Raw genomic sequence first — 13,916 nt, forward strand, 5'->3', positions numbered from 1 at the left:
GGATATTTTTTAAAAACTATTTGCTGGAATGAAAAAAAATAATTCAGTTTTGCGGCATTAAAAATATTCTTTGCTAACCCTTTTCAGAAAAACCTCATTAAAGCAGCTGACCCGGCTGCTTTAGTTTTTAGCCTCACCCCCTGCCCCTCTCCTGTAGAGAGGGGAGACAGAGTATGATAAAATAATTTTTCTGATATGACCTGAATCGAAAATTATAGTTTGCCGTTTTTTATCTCCTCAACCACACTGGGATCTAACAAAGCAGACGTGTCGCCCAGGTTAGCTATTTCTCCCTCAGCAATTTTTCTTAAGATGCGGCGCATGATCTTTCCGCTTCTCGTTTTAGGTAATCCTGATACAAACTGAATTTTATCCGGTTTGGCGATTGGACCAATCACTCTTGTTACCGTTTGCAGAATATCTTGTCTTCGCAATTCTTCATCACCATGATGGCCATTATAAATTATATAAGCATAAACTCCCTGGCCTTTGATGTCATGCGGGTAACCTACAACAGCACTTTCCACTACGCCGGCATGCATATTAAGTGCATTCTCAATTTCTGCTGTGCCAATACGATGACCACTTACATTTAATACATCATCTACCCTTCCGGTTATTCTGTAAAAGCCATTGTCATCTTTCAATGCGCCATCACCAGTAAAGTATAAATTTTCATATGTGGCAAAATAATTCTGGCGGCAACGTTCATGATCTCCATAAGTAGTACGAATAATACCAGGCCATGGAGCTTTGATGCATAAATTTCCGCTTAGTAATCCGTGTTCATCCTTCTCTATTACTTCCTTACCATTTTCATCTACCAGCACAGGTTGCACACCTGGCATAGGCAATGTAGCCCAACTTGGTTTTGCTGGTGTAATACCTGCAAGATTTGAAATTAAACAACCCCCGGTTTCAGTTTGCCACCAGGTATCAACGATCGGGCATTTCTTCTTACCTATATTTTCATCATACCAATGCCATGCTTCCTCGTTGATAGGTTCGCCAACAGTACCCAGTACTTTTAACGATGAAAGATCTTTTCCTTTCAGCGGCTCTAAACCAAAACCCATCAAACTGCGAATTGCAGTTGGCGCAGTATAAAGAATATTTACTTTATGCTTATCTACAATATCCCAGAATCTTCCTGCATCGGGATAAGTCGGAATACCTTCAAACATAACTGAAGTAGCGCCGGCACTTAGAGGCCCATAAATAATATAACTATGACCTGTGATCCACCCGATATCAGCTGTGCAAAAATGAATTTGTCCGGGTTTGTATTGAAAAATATTTACAAATGTGTAAGTTGTCCAAAGCATATAACCGGCACTGCTATGCACAACGCCTTTTGGTTTACCCGTACTACCACTTGTATATAAAATGAATAGCGGATCTTCTGCATCCATTTCTTCTGCAGGAAAAGAAACTATACCATTCTTTTCTACTTGTTCCTCTGCAATATCCATTTCATCTTCCCACCATAAGTCTCTTCCTTTTATCATACTTACCGGAGTTCTTGTTCTTGTATAAACAATAACTTTTTTTATTGTCCGGTTGCCGATCAGTGCATCATCAATTACGGTTTTCAATGGAATAGCTTTTCCGCCGCGATAAGCACCATCGCATGTAATGATGAATTCAGCTTGCGCATCATACAATCTGTCTGCAATGCTTTGTGCACTAAAACCGCCAAAGATGACACTATGTATAGCACCGATCCTTGCACAGCCAAGAATTGCATATACCAACTCAGGCACCATGCCCATATAGATACAAACACGGTCACCTTTTTTCACGCCGTTATTTTTCAACATCTGTGCTACCTGGCAAACTCTTTTATGAAGACGATTATAAGTAACAACTCTAACCCTGTCATCGGGATGATTGGGTTCCCAAATAAATGCCGGCTTTTCTCCCATCGTTTCCAAATGTCGGTCAATGCAATTCTCAGTGATGTTTAGTTTGGCTCCCTGGAACCATTTTACATTTGGTTCCTTGAAATTCCATTCAAGAACTTTGTCCCATGTTTTTCTCCATTTAAAATTTTTGGCAACTGAAGCCCAGAATTCTTCCGGCTGGTTCACACTTACACGATAAGCCATTTCATATTCTTCGAATGACTGGATCTGGTATGGATAAGCACCATTCATATGTTTACTGTTTTAAGCGGCGGGTAAATTTAATTTTTATAAATGAAAACCCGTCTGATTCCTTGTTTCTATTCAAACTATTGTAAATTTCAGTTTTATAACCAACGATATTTTTCCTGCTATGAGTAATGAGCCCCGCGGCATCTGGAAAGTAATAGCTGCATCTTCTGTCGGCACCATGATCGAGTGGTACGACTTTTATATTTTCGGGATGCTTGCTAAAACTATATCTGTCCAATTTTTTCCTGAAGGAAATTCTACTGCAGCCTTACTCAGCACACTGGCAATTTTCGCTGCTGGCTTTATCGTCCGTCCGTTTGGGGCGTTGGTCTTTGGCCGCCTTGGCGATCTGATCGGAAGAAAATATACTTTCCTTCTTACGCTGGTGCTGATGGGTGGCTCTACATTTTTAATTGGTTTAGTTCCCGGGTATAAATCTATAGGCATTGCTGCTCCATTATTGGTTTTGTTGTTGAGATTGATACAAGGACTTGCACTTGGTGGCGAATATGGTGGCGCCGCTACTTATGTTGCAGAACATGCCCCTGCAGGAAAAAGAGGCTTCTACACTTCATGGATACAAACCACAGCAACGATCGGTTTGTTTGTTGCACTCGGAATAATCATGCTGGTAAAATTAAACATGAGTGACAGTGCATTTAATGCAGAATGGGGCGGCTGGCGTTATCCGTTCTGGATCTCTATCCTGCTGGTGATCGTTTCAATTTATATCCGGCTGAAGATGAAAGAAAGCCCGATGTTTTCCAAATTGAAAAGCGAAGGAAAGGTTTCAGTGAATCCATTGAAAGAAAGTTTTTCTCATAAAGGAAATTTTAAAATGGTATTGCTGGCATTATTTGGTGCTGTGATGGGACAAGGCGTTATCTGGTACACCGGCCAGTTTTATGCGCAGAATTTTTTAGAAACAAAATGCAATATTGAATTTGAACAAAGCAGAACAATTATGCTTTGGGCTATTTTATTTGCTACTCCATTATTTGTTTTTTGGGGTTGGTTGAGTGATAAGATTGGTAGAAAATGGATAATGATGGCGGGAATGTTACTGGCTTTATTGACTTACAGACCAATATTCAATACTTTTTTGGAAGACAGCAAAATTAATGATGACATGATTATGTCTTATGGTATAATTGAAGAGGGAAAAGAAATACATAATGCAGAATTTATAAAAAGTAAAAATGATTCTATAATTACTTCTTCTCAAAGTTTAACATTACCAGATGGATGGAGATTTACAAAGTCGAAGTCAGATACTCTTCATTTGAACACCGGATTTAAAACATCAGCTATAAAATTTATAAATGTTAAGGTTGGCAGTATAGTTTACTGGAAATTCATTGGCCTTGTTTTTATTCTCATTCTGTATGTCACCATGGTCTACGGCCCTATCGCCGCATTTTTAGTTGAAATGTTCCCGACTAAAATAAGATATACAAGTATGAGCCTGCCTTATCATATCGGTAATGGTGTGTTTGGGGGGTTAGTTCCGTTTATTGGTTTATTGCTTACAACTACTTTTACAAAAGATCCATTAATTGGTTTATGGTACCCGATCGGTGTAGCTGCTTTATGTTTTATTATCGGAACAATCTACCTGACGAATAAAATTGATAATGACGTAACTGACTAAATTTTTTTTATGAATGCAGTTAAAAAATATCTCGGATTCGTATGGTTCCTTCTTGGACCTGCTTTGATCTTTTTTCTTATTTATGGAGCTGTTCTCAATATAGATCCAGCTGGTAAAAAGGACATCAATAATCCTGTTATCTGGGCAATCATTATTGCTATTTTTTCACCAATTGCACTTGGCCTTATGATCTTTGGGTTCTACGCCATGAATAATGAATACCATCATTTACCGAAAAGTTCAAAGGAAGTAGAAGATTAGTCCACCTGAAAACTGCTGAGAAGAGATTAGCTTGTAAAGATAATTTACTCGGGTCATTTAACACGTTGAAGAAAATCATAAACCAGTTTGTGCCTGTAATCTATTTTCGTCTGCAATGTTTAAACCTAAGTTGTTTGATACTTTAAAAAATTACAACCGTCATCAATTTCCGAAAGACCTGATGGCCGGATTGATCGTTGGTATTGTTGCATTACCACTGGCTATTGCTTTTGCCATTGCTTCAGGCGTTTCGCCGGAAAAAGGATTATACACAGCCGTTATTGCCGGCTTTATCATTTCTGCAATGGGTGGCAGCCGTGTGCAGATCGGCGGACCCACCGGTGCTTTCATCGTTATCGTTTATGGAATTGTACAAGTACATGGTGTAAACGGATTAATTATTGCCACTTTCATGGCAGGCATTATGCTTATCATAATGGGGTTTGCACGGTTAGGTTCTGTAATAAAATTTATTCCTCATCCTTTAATTATTGGTTTTACCAGCGGTATAGCTCTTATAATTTTTTCTTCGCAGGTAAAAGATTTTTTGGGATTGCAGATGGGAGCCGTACCTGCTGATTTCTACGATAAGTGGTTCGACTATTTCAAACATTTCCATACAGCAAATCTTTATGCCTTTATTATTGCTGCAGCAACAGTTGCCATTGTTTTTTTATGGCCAAAGATCACGCATAAAATTCCTGGTTCATTAATTGCCATTTTACTTACTACTGCAGCAATGCAGTTGCTCAACCTGCCGGTTGAAACAATCGGAAGTAAATTTGGCAGTATCCCTTCATCGCTTCCATCACCTGTTATTCCACATCTTGATTTTGCGACAGTTAAAAATTTAATACAGCCTGCTTTTACCATTGCCTTGTTATGTGGTATTGAATCTTTGCTTTCTGCAGTAGTGGCTGATGGTATGATCGGGGGGAATCATAAATCAAATATGGAACTGATCGGCCAGGGCACTGCAAATATTTTTTCTGCCTTATTTGGCGGCATACCTGCTACAGGCGCCATTGCCCGTACTGTTACCAATGTAAAGAATGGAGGAAGGACACCCATTGCGGGAATGGTGCATGCAATTACATTATTACTCATCATGTTGTTTTTTGGTAAATGGGCTGCTTTAATTCCAATGGCAACACTGGCAGGTATTTTAGTAGTAGTAGCGTATAATATGAGTGAATGGGAAAGTTTTATATCTGTATTGAAAGGTCCGAGAAGTGACGTAGCAGTTTTACTCACAACTTTTTTTCTTACCGTTTTTGTTGATCTTACTGTGGCTATTGAAATAGGTATGGTGTTGGCGGTATTCCTGTTCATGAGAAAGATGATAAAATTCAGTGATGTAAGTATTCTCACAAAAGATATAGATGATTCAGAGGAAGGAAAAGATAAAGAAGGATTAAGTGCTTATTCCATTCCCTTAGGTGTAGAAGTATTTGAAATAACCGGTCCTTTGTTTTTTGGCGCTGCACATAAGTTTAAGGATGCTATGAAGTTTATAGAGAGGCCTCCGAAAGTACTTATCATTCGCATGAGGCGGGTACCCATTATCGATGCAACCGGTATTAAAACAATAGAAGAAGTATATAAAGAGACAAAACACCGGGGCACCAAATTAATATTATCAGAAGTACACAGCAACCAGGTAATAGAAGAGTTGAAAAAATCCCGGTTATTATTTGCAATTGGTAAAGCAAATGTTACAGCCAGTTTTTCAGAAGCACTGGAAAGAAGCAAAATCGTAATACAAGACTTGCATTAATTACCGCGTTGAACTTTCTTTTACGAACTCCTGAAAGCAACGGGGTGGTTTAATTTTTTATGTGGGCCAAGATAAATACGCAGGAAGATTCGGATAGCGGAATAAAATCTTTCAGCGACTGCTGTGATGGTAAAAAGTGTTTCAGCTCATGAATGGTATGCGCCTCATCGAAATGATGAGACGCTTTTCCATTAACATGTTTAGATAAAGGCTTAGGTTTTAATATTGTATCCATTTTTTCAAATTATAGTTATTAGTCTTTTTCAGAATGTACGTGAACAGCATCCTGCATTTTGTAAGCCGGTTTAAAATTCAGTAGCCGGACAGAAATATTCTTATCCCTTGAACCGAAGTTTACAAAATCCCTTATCAGCACCAGTACATCATAATCTATATATACCGTGCCGGCTGCATCAATTATCACTTTGCTGTTATTAGGTAAATGTGCCAATGTTTGTTTTACTGCTGCTTTATTAAGAAAAGAAACTTCCTGCGCAAGGTCTATATGAATTGTTTCGCCTTCATGGTGTTCTTCTTTTTTAAAGAAGTACGCCATCTTCATGTTTCCTTTTAGAATAAAAAGGATGCTTACTATCAACCCGATACCAACTCCTTTCAGCAAATCCGTTGCAACAACTGCAATTACTGTTACGATAAAAGGAATGAACTGGTATTTACCCGCATTCCACATATGTTTAAATACTTTGGGACTGGCCAACTTCAATCCAATCATTATTAAAATAGCCGCTAAACAAGCCATCGGCATTTTGTTAAGCAAGCCTGGAATGAGAATAACTGCCACGAGCAGGAACAAACCATGGGCTATTGCTGATAGTTTTGTTTTTGCTCCTGCATTTACGTTGGCAGATGTTCTTACAATTACTGATGTCATAGGAATACCACCCATCAATCCAGCTAAAATATTTCCAATCCCTTGTGCTTTCAACTCTGTGTTGGCACTGGAATATCTTTTCATCGGATCCATCTTATCACCAGCTTCTAAACACAGTAATGTTTCTACACTTGCAACTGCTGCAATCGTTGCAGCAGTTACCCATACAGCAGGGTTTGCAAATGCTGAGAAATTAGGAAAATTGAACTGACCAAAAAATTCACTGGCTGAAGACGCCACTGGCAGCTGCACTAAATGTTCACCGACGATTGCTAATGATGGGCTTGACATTTTAAATAATTCATTAATGAGGATACCGACTATAACTACTACCAATGCTCCGGGCAGTGCTTTTATTTTTTTCAAAAAAGCAATTTTATTAAATACCACCAGTATAATAATAGAAACAATGGTTACTATGATTGCACCAGTATGTGCAAAGTTGAACGAGTGAATGATCTCACCAAAGAAGCCCTTATCAGCAGCATCCATCAGTTCATAGGAAAAAAAATCACCTTCATGTTCTTTATCATAACCAATTGCATGGGGCAATTCTTTTTTAATAATAATTATACCGATTGCTGTCAGCATACCTTCAATAACTCCGGAAGGAAAATAACTGGAAATAGTTCCTGCTTTTAAAAGTCCTAAAACCAGTTGAAATACCCCAGCCAACAAAACAGCCAGCAGGAAGTTCTCAAATCCTAGGCTTGTTATTGCCGTATAAATAATTACAATCAACCCTGCTGCAGGACCAGACACACTCACATTGGAACTGCTTAAATAACCTACAATTATACCACCAATGATTCCAGTTATAATTCCAGCAAAAGGATCTGCACCGCTGGCAACTGCTATTCCCAAACAAAGCGGCAATGCTACTAAAAACACTACCATGCCTGATAAAAGATCTGTTTTAAAATATTGCCTATTCAATTTCATGCTATCGGTAATTAATTTGTTTTAAATCTGTTTTCTCCTGTTGTTCCGTTTATGTATTTGCTAATTGTTTCGGTTCGCTTTTCCTTTTGGTTAAATTTTTAAAGAAATCAACCTGGCCTGTGTCGATATTGTAAACACCACCAACAATTCCAATTTCTCCCCTCTTAAACATGTTCTTCACGATCTCACTACGTATTAATATCTCTTCGAGGCTGTTTTCTACATTTGCATAAGCTGCATTATCGCTGAAGAGATGATACTCTTCTTCCTTGAGCATCGCTTTTGCAATAGAAGGTTGAATACGGTTAAGTAAAGCAGTAATATGTCCGTCTGTCACACCGGCTTTTGCACTTTTGATGGCGCCGCATTCGGTGTGGCCGAGTACCATCAAAACTTTTGAACCGATATATTTTGTTGCATATTCAATACTGGCAAGTATGTCGTTGTTTACAATATTGCCTGCTACGCGTATGCTGAAAATATCACCCAGCCCCTGGTCAAAAATGAGTTCTGTTGAAGTGCGGGAATCCATGCAGCTTAATATAACAGCAAAAGGATACTGTCCTTCCCGTGTTTCATTGATCATTTCAAGATGAGCATGATCGGATTGAAGATTATTAATAAACCGCTTATTACCTTCTACCAGCAGCTCATAGCCCTGGTAGGGTGTAATATTTTGTAAGTATTCTTTTGAATGCTTTCTCATTGATATATAATTTTTAGATGATTGCCTTCAGCAATAATGATATTGCTGTAAATAAGTAATACAGGCTTAGTGAAAAGCCTCTAACAATAAAGGAGAGATAAATCAGGCAACGTTGGGAGGTGGTACAAGCATTTCACCGTGGAAAGCAATATAAATACCAGCATCATCAAATTTGTGGAACTGTGATGCAACAAGAAAGTAATAATCAGATGAATGATGATCGTGCAGGTATTCCTCAGAAAGAGAAACACCGCCAGGAGTTTTTTCTTCAGTAGAATTTCCGAGAGGATTTGATTCTTCTTCATCAACCGGGAGATTGTCACTGGTTTTAGCTGCTTTGTGGGTATCCGCTAACTCTTGCTGGCATGCATACACGAAAGGCGTGCTGACAGTAAGCCATAACAGGGCAATCATCATAAATATGGACGAAACCACATTTGCCCGGCTATATGTTGTTCTTACTGTTTTCATTGTAATAGTGCTGCAAAATAGTGCATAATGATTTTCTATCCAAGCCTCTTACCAATATACTTATACGGTTTCCGGAAAATAATAACCGCTAAACTGTAAATTTGTTTACCCATTGTTATTATTTAATCAAATAAATAATCTGGAAAGTAAAACACAAGCGGCTGTTCAGTTTACCGGCTTTTACAAATACATTTACAACAGAATAGATTATACATGAAACCATACGAATTGCTCTTAAAAGAAAATAAATCATGGGCAGCTGATATGCTCAGCACTGATCCGGAATATTTTAAAAAACTTTCTGATCTGCAGACACCCGAATATTTATGGATCGGTTGTAGTGATAGCAGGGTTCCGGCCAACCAAATTACCGCTACTCAACCCGGAGAAATTTTTGTACATCGCAATGTTGCCAACCTTGTTGTAAATACTGACGTGAATGTATTAAGTGTATTGGACTATGCAGTCAACCATCTAAAAGTAAAACATGTGATTGTTTGCGGGCATTATGGCTGCGGGGGTATAAAGGCTGCTATTACCAATATCGATTTCAAACCTATACTGAATATGTGGCTGCGAAATATTAAAGATGTGTATCGTCTTCACCGCACCGAACTTGACCTGATCGTTGATGACCAGAAAAAAAATGACCGCCTCGTAGAATTGAATGTAATGGAACAGGTTTTTAACCTGGCAAAAACATCCGTCATTCAACGTGCATGGAAAAATGAACAGCGGCCCGATCTGCATGGTTGGGTATATGGACTTAAAGATGGAATTATTAAACCTGTTTATGAAATGAACGCAGGAACAAATCTTGACCACTTATATGAGTATGATGATCTATAAATGCAACAAGTAATGTTGCATTAAAAATACGGCTGCCCCGGCGAGATAACCAATCAATGCAAGCCAGGCAATTTTTTTCAGGTACCAACCGAATTGTATTCTTTCCATTCCCATAGCAGCAACTCCTGCTGCTGAGCCGATAATTAAAATGCTTCCGCCTGTACCTGCACAGTATGCAAGAAATTCCCAGAAAAAATGATCCGTTGGATATTGTTCTAAACTATACATGCCTTGTGCTGCAGCTACTAATGGTACATTATCCACGATCGCTGAAAGAAACCCGATGATGATTGTAATGACGCTTATATTTCCGATCGATCTATCAAGTGAAGAAGCAACGGAGGTCAAAATACCTGTTGACTGCAATGCTGAAACAGCTAATAGAATTCCCAGGAAAAATAAAATACTCGGCGTATCAATTTTTCGTAAAGCATGATTTACCGATAGCAATCCTTTTTCCGCTTCATCTTTTCCGCTATGTATCATTTCTGTTATTACCCACATTAATCCTAAACTAAATACAATTCCCATATAAGGCGGTAAATGAGTTATCGTTTTAAAAACTGGTACAAACAAAAGAGAAGCAATACCGGTGATGAATACCGCTTTTCTTTCATAACCGGTTGAAAACAATTTTTCTTTTTTTAATTCGCTTTTATCTAATGTCCCTTTCATTTGTGAACTAATGAGAAATGCGGGAAGAACAAAACAAACCAATGAAGGAAGAAAAGTTTTAACGATAAGATTGGTTGTCGTGATCTGGTGCCCTAGCCAAAGCATGGTAGTGGTAACATCACCAATCGGGCTCCAGGCACCCCCTGCATTAGCTGCTATTATCACCAACCCTGCAAACATTAGCCTGTCTTTATGTGAGGGTATAAGTTTGCGGAGCAATGAGATCATTACAATCGTAGTTGTCAGGTTATCCAGTATGGATGAAAGGAAAAAAGTGATAAACCCAATTACCCAAACCAGTTTCTTTTTATCAGTATTTTGAATTTTTTCTGTAATAATCTCAAATCCATCGTGGGCATCGATCAGTTCTACGATCACCATCGCTCCAAGCAGGAAAAAAAGTATACCGGCTATATCTGACAGATGATGGGATAGATTTTCTGATACAATTTCCTTTTCATTGCCAGCCAAAGCATATACCGACCAGCAGATAACTCCGGTAAGCAAAGCAGAGGCTGCTTTATTTATTTTGAGAGAATGTTCAAATGCAATAGCGAGATAACCCAATATGAATATTGCAGTAATTAAAACCGTCATCTTTCAAAAGTATAAAATACAATTAACAGTTGTGGTAAACCTGTTTTATGCTTCAAACTTTAAAATTGTTATTTTGCACCCATGTCCATTGAAGTAAAAAACCTGCTCAAAGTTTATGGCGAACAAAAAGCTGTAAACAATATTTCATTTAAAGTAGACAAAGGCGAGATCGTCGGTTTCCTGGGACCAAATGGTGCCGGCAAATCAACAACTATGAAAATTATTACCGGTTACCTTGAACAATCCGGTGGTGAAGCTTATGTATGTGGCAAAAATGTTTCCGATGATCCGTTGGCGACAAAAAAGAAGATAGGCTACCTGCCCGAGTTGAATGCATTGTATTATGATATGTATGTACGGGAATATCTGGGATTTGTTGCAGAAATTCATAAAGTGGAGGATCAAAAAACAAAAATTGAAAATGTAATTGAATTAACCGGGCTTACTGTTGAAAGCAAAAAGAAGATCGGGCAATTATCAAAAGGTTATAAACAAAGAGTAGGTCTTGCTGCTGCATTGATCCATGATCCTGAAGTATTGATCCTGGATGAACCAACCAGCGGACTCGATCCTAACCAGATCATTGAGATCCGTGAAGTGATAAAAAAACAGGGAAAAGATAAAACGGTTTTATTCTCTTCTCATATTCTGCAGGAAGTAGAAGCAATATGTGACCGGGTAATAATAATTAATAAAGGAGAAATTGTTGCGGATGATACATTGAGCAAATTACAATCGGTTGGCGATAAACAACATTCAGTGACTGTTGAGTTTAAAGAACCCGTGCAGATTGATTGGTTAAAAAATTTGAATGGAGTTAACAGCGTAAAAAATATTCAGTCATCAATGTTCAATATTCAATGCTCAAATGCAGAATCGGTAAAGAAGCAGTTGCTTCAACTGGCTATTGAAAAAAACCTGAATATTATTTCATTGCAAAGCGCCGAACAAAGCCTCGAAGAAATTTTCAGAACCCTCACTACCTGATAAGAGTTACAATACCCCGCATTGTAATGGTCTCGTCATTTTTATTGATATACTCAAGCATCCATACAAAAATACCTGTCGGCTGAAGCATTCCTTTATACTTACCATCCCACCCTTCGCCAGCCTTGCTTGTATTGTAAATTAAATTTCCGTAACGGTTGAAGATTGAAAACCGTTTAAATGTTTTTACACCACTTAATAAAGGTATCAGCAGATCATTCAGTCCATCGCCATTAGGTGTAAAGCCAGTTGGGAGATATGCACCACAATCATCGGTAACGGTTATCTCACCCCGGTACTCATCAAAACATCCGCCCGGCGATGTGGCAGTAAGTATTAATGAATAGTTTCCGGGAGTTGTAAATGTTCTTGTTATATTTTTTCCATTCAATATAATTCCGTCACTAAACTCCCATTCATAGTTTAATTGTTCGTTGCCGGCTATTGTAGTTTTATTGGTAAAACTCACCGGTTTCCCAACACAAAGGAGTTTATCTGTTTCAAATGCGGCATTAGGAACACTGGAAGCATACACCCGGAATGATCTTGATGTATCTGTACAACCGTTTTGCCTCAATTCTGCCCAATAGGTATTATCATTAATTGTTTGTGGTTGATAAATTAAAATGGTTGCTCCATTTATCGCTGTTCCATTCTGATACCATTGTACAGTGGCTGCTGTATTATTTAATACAAGACTTGTATTCAGGTTTTCACCAGGGCAAAAGATAAGTTTCCCGGATACTGTTGCAGATGTATCAACAACAATTGGCGTTACCAAAACAGTATCATAAGAAAAACATTGAGTAGCCATATCAGTTGTCTTTACAATAAAATTGACAGGCCCTCTTATATTCGTTCGTGTAAATGGATTGGCGGCGTTAGGGTTTTGTAAATAATTTGCCGGTGACCATGAATACGAGTATTGAGGATTTGTTGTACCGCCCAATTGTACTGACATTTTACTACAGGTTGCTACATCAACCCCTGCAATCGATAGTGGTTTAGAAGCAGCCGAGATAACTGCGTAAACAGTATCAACACATCCAAAACCCGGATAAGGATTTAAGATAACAGGGAAAATTGAATTAGCTGTTGGCGGAGGAGTAAGCACCAAACTCTGTGCACTGCTGATCGGGTTCGAGAATGCTGCATCGGAATACCAGAGATATGATTGAAACCCTAATGGTGCGGTAAGTGTCATGCTCGGCTCACCCAAACATAAAGCACTGCCTGCAATGGTACCATCGCAACTTGAGTTTACATCAAAATAGGCATAACCAAAATGTCCGCCACGTGTACAATCACTTGTAATAAACTCCAGCATAATTGTTCTTCCTGCATAAAGACTTAAATTAACCGAAATAGGCGTCCAGCTTTTATAAACAACATTGGGTACAACGGCTGAGAACTGAAAACCCGGTAAGGAAGAGGATGCTTTAAAATCAAAAGTCACACAGTTTATTACTTCACCCGTTTGAGCATCCAGCACTCTTGCACGAAAACGAGGTTGCTCCTCATCCGGATGATTAGGGTCCTGCAATACGATAGCATAATTATAAAGCAGCGAAAAATTGGTAGCTGTTGGAGGAATATCAAATGAATAAGCAACAGCCTCAGCTTCATTACCTGTCAGATCGTTTCCCAGTTTTATACTGAATAAAGAACCATTCGGGCATTTTCTTGGAAACCTGCCATAAAAGTCTACCGATGAATCGGTATGTGGGATCAGTGTATGTCTATCCTGTACCGGAACAAATTCTTCCCATTCAATTTCGTTCTGTCCATTTACAACAGACACATGACCGGTTCGGCATTCCCAATAAGAAAAATTGCCGGCTTCAAAATCCAGGTTAGGTGGACATAAAAGGAGTTGTGACTGAGCAGAGAAAAACACAGTTGTGCCAATAAGGAATAATAGTATATGATATTTACAACCCCTTCTCATAACC

At 38.6% G+C, this 13,916-nt stretch carries 12 protein-coding genes; 5 read left to right on the forward strand and 7 right to left on the reverse strand.

What is annotated here, in order from left to right; all coding sequences use genetic code 11:
- Nucleotides 1-212 precede the first annotated feature (212 nt).
- A complete protein-coding gene (acs, locus tag E6H07_03540) occupies nt 213-2,156 on the reverse strand; it encodes an acetate--CoA ligase (protein TMI65005.1) in 1,944 nt (647 codons plus the stop codon).
- A 178-nt stretch (nt 2,157-2,334) separates the two neighbouring features.
- Here acs and E6H07_03545 point away from each other — a divergent pair, with 178 nt between their 5' ends.
- From E6H07_03545 to sulP, 3 genes are all read left to right on the forward strand, one after another.
- Nucleotides 2,335-3,807, forward strand: a complete 1,473-nt coding sequence (locus tag E6H07_03545; GenBank protein TMI66455.1) for an MHS family MFS transporter — start codon at nt 2,335-2,337, stop codon at nt 3,805-3,807.
- A gap of 9 nt (nt 3,808-3,816) precedes the next feature.
- On the forward strand, nt 3,817-4,068 hold the full coding sequence (locus E6H07_03550; GenBank protein TMI65006.1) for a hypothetical protein: 252 nt from the start codon (nt 3,817-3,819) through the stop codon (nt 4,066-4,068).
- A gap of 115 nt (nt 4,069-4,183) precedes the next feature.
- The gene (gene sulP / locus E6H07_03555) at nt 4,184-5,845 is read left to right on the forward strand and encodes a sulfate permease (protein TMI65007.1); all 1,662 of its coding nucleotides are present in this window, start codon (nt 4,184-4,186) and stop codon (nt 5,843-5,845) included.
- Nucleotides 5,846-5,894: 49 nt separating this feature from the next.
- Here sulP and E6H07_03560 read toward each other — a convergent pair whose 3' ends face one another.
- The 4 genes from E6H07_03560 to E6H07_03575 all read right to left on the reverse strand — a co-directional run bounded on the left by E6H07_03560 (nt 5,895) and on the right by E6H07_03575 (nt 8,856).
- Complete coding sequence (locus E6H07_03560; protein TMI65008.1) at nt 5,895-6,080, reverse strand: hypothetical protein; 186 nt, start codon at nt 6,078-6,080, stop codon at nt 5,895-5,897.
- An 18-nt stretch (nt 6,081-6,098) separates the two neighbouring features.
- Entirely contained in the window at nt 6,099-7,679 is a 1,581-nt protein-coding gene (locus E6H07_03565) for a SulP family inorganic anion transporter (protein TMI65009.1), read from the reverse strand.
- Between the two features lie 49 nt (nt 7,680-7,728).
- Entirely contained in the window at nt 7,729-8,385 is a 657-nt protein-coding gene (locus E6H07_03570) for a carbonic anhydrase (GenBank protein ID TMI65010.1), read from the reverse strand.
- Between the two features lie 102 nt (nt 8,386-8,487).
- Nucleotides 8,488-8,856 carry a hypothetical protein gene (locus E6H07_03575; protein ID TMI65011.1) on the reverse strand — a complete coding sequence of 123 codons (369 nt, stop codon included), beginning with the start codon at nt 8,854-8,856 and terminating at the stop codon, nt 8,488-8,490.
- A 213-nt stretch (nt 8,857-9,069) separates the two neighbouring features.
- Between E6H07_03575 and E6H07_03580 the strand changes: the two genes are divergently transcribed.
- Nucleotides 9,070-9,705, forward strand: coding sequence for a carbonic anhydrase (locus E6H07_03580; protein TMI65012.1), 636 nt, complete (start codon nt 9,070-9,072; stop codon nt 9,703-9,705).
- Here E6H07_03580 and E6H07_03585 read toward each other — a convergent pair.
- Nucleotides 9,700-10,977 (reverse strand): sodium:proton antiporter, encoded by a 1,278-nt coding sequence (locus E6H07_03585; GenBank protein TMI65013.1) that lies wholly within the window; start codon nt 10,975-10,977, stop codon nt 9,700-9,702. The genes E6H07_03580 and E6H07_03585 overlap by 6 nt on opposite strands.
- Nucleotides 10,978-11,058: 81 nt before the next feature.
- Between E6H07_03585 and gldA the strand changes: the two genes are divergently transcribed.
- On the forward strand, nt 11,059-11,964 hold the full coding sequence (gene gldA, locus E6H07_03590; protein TMI65014.1) for a gliding motility-associated ABC transporter ATP-binding subunit GldA: 906 nt from the start codon (nt 11,059-11,061) through the stop codon (nt 11,962-11,964).
- On the opposite strand, the gene E6H07_03595 is transcribed toward gldA, so the two are convergent.
- Nucleotides 11,957-13,912: a T9SS type B sorting domain-containing protein gene (locus E6H07_03595; protein TMI65015.1), complete on the reverse strand. Its 1,956-nt coding sequence runs from the start codon at nt 13,910-13,912 to the stop codon at nt 11,957-11,959. The two genes, gldA and E6H07_03595, sit on opposite strands and share 8 nt — an antisense overlap.
- Between the last annotated feature and the right edge of the window lie 4 nt (nt 13,913-13,916).

The organism is Bacteroidota bacterium (genome assembly GCA_005882315.1).
Lineage (GTDB): Bacteria > Bacteroidota > Bacteroidia > Chitinophagales > Chitinophagaceae > VBAR01.